At 35.0% G+C, this 1,619-nt stretch carries 2 protein-coding genes; one reads left to right on the forward strand and one right to left on the reverse strand.

Features of this window, described 5'->3' with window-relative positions:
* Positions 1 to 128 precede the first annotated feature (128 nt).
* Entirely contained in the window at positions 129 to 506 is a 378-nt protein-coding gene (locus AA089_RS22945) for a c-type cytochrome (protein WP_053002639.1), read from the reverse strand.
* A gap of 353 nt (positions 507 to 859) precedes the next feature.
* On the opposite strand from AA089_RS22945, the gene AA089_RS22950 reads away from it, so the two are divergent.
* On the forward strand, positions 860 to 1,372 hold the full coding sequence (locus AA089_RS22950; protein ID WP_394334133.1) for a peptide-methionine (S)-S-oxide reductase: 513 nt from the start codon (positions 860 to 862) through the stop codon (positions 1,370 to 1,372).
* The last annotated feature ends 247 nt before the right edge of the window (positions 1,373 to 1,619 follow it).

The following is a 1,619-nucleotide window of genomic DNA, read 5'->3' on the forward strand; positions in this document are numbered from 1 at the left end:
ATGCTTTAAAATCTGTTTCGCCTGTTTTTGTGAAGTATTTTTGCGCAGAAACATTTGCTGCTACAAAAAGGAAACATACAATTAGTATTTTTTTCATGTTGTTCTGATTTACGTTATTGGATTATTTCTTAGTTTTCAAGATATCCATCAGCAATCCATTGGTCAATGATTTGACGTGTTTCAGGAGGTAATATTCCTGATGGCGGCATCGGATTGGATCCGTTGTTGATACGATTGACAAGATTTCCTTGTTCGGCGGCACCTCTAACATTGGCATAGTTTGACAAGTCTAACCCTGCATTGGCATTTGGTCCGCTGTGGCAACCGATGCAATTGCTTGCAATTATTGGCGCGACATCGTCGTCATAGGTAACCGTTTCTTCTATTGGTGGCAGATCTTGAATGTCGCCTTCGTCGATGGTATTTGTAGTACAATTGTACAAGAACAATACCGTTCCTGCTAAAAACAGAAAGATGAATTTTTGATACGTGTGGTGTTGAGTCATTGTTTTACTATTTATTCTATTTAGTTATTTTAATTGGATTAATTTTTATGAAATTGAAAAGATATATTTTACAAATAGTGAATGAATTATATATAATTATTTGCTATTAATTCACTTTAAAAGTTCACAAAAATAATTTAGCGTAAAACAACATTATATTGCGCGGTATTACAAAATAAATCTTGTGAAACGGAAAAACCAGCCTTGAAAAGGAGTTAAAATGTCTTTATTTCTATAGAATGAAATACAACAGTACAACTCAACATACCAGTGTTTACAATACTTTGCGTACTTTTGCACTACTTAAATACAGCGAGATCTATTTTTTTAACAATTAGTTATATATATAAATCATTTTGAAAAAACTTACGACTATTGCTCTTGGCGGCGGTTGCCATTGGTGTACGGAAGCGGTATTTCAATCGCTAATTGGTGTACATGATGTGAAACAAGGTTGGGTACAATCTACGGAAGTGAACAACACGTTTTCGGAAGCAGTTATTGTACAATTTGATGCTTCCATAATTCCTTTGAAGGTTCTCGTTGAGATTCATTTACGGACGCATAAATCTACCGTACAGCATTCTATGCGGAAGAAATATCGGTCGGCGGTTTATTTTTATAATCCATCGCAAGAAAAAGAAGTTGTAAATATATTGTCTGCGTTACAGACGAATTTTAAAGATTCCATCATCACACAAGTGTTGCCTTTTGTATCTTTTAAAGCTTCACGCGAGGAAATTACCAATTATTACTATTCTAATCCGAAGAAACCGTTTTGCGAACAGTTTATCAATCCGAAATTGAAATTGTTGTTGCGTGAGTTTTCGGAGTATGCAAATTCGGACTTGATTGGGTTTTCTTAGACTTGCTTTGCTCTTAGATCGCTGACGCTATTGGATGTTAGATCGGCTTCGCCTTTTTAGATACGCTTCACTTCGACTTCACTCAGTGTGAATGCTTTTAGTATGTTAGACCAACGCTATTGCAAGTTTACAAACTCGTGTATTCGTGGTAAAATAAATTGCTTTTCCTCGATTCGCAAAGACGAACCAAAGATAAATGATGCTGATAAAATTTTAGGCGATTATATACTTGTTTTACCCAAATAAA

The sequence above is a fragment of the Kordia jejudonensis genome, from assembly GCF_001005315.1.
Classification (GTDB): domain Bacteria; phylum Bacteroidota; class Bacteroidia; order Flavobacteriales; family Flavobacteriaceae; genus Kordia; species Kordia jejudonensis.

What these genes read in the sequence shown, in the direction of transcription:
- AA089_RS22945 (WP_053002639.1), bottom strand. Translation starts at nt 506, where the DNA reads ATGACTCAACACCACACGTATCAAAAATTCATCTTTCTGTTTTTAGCA.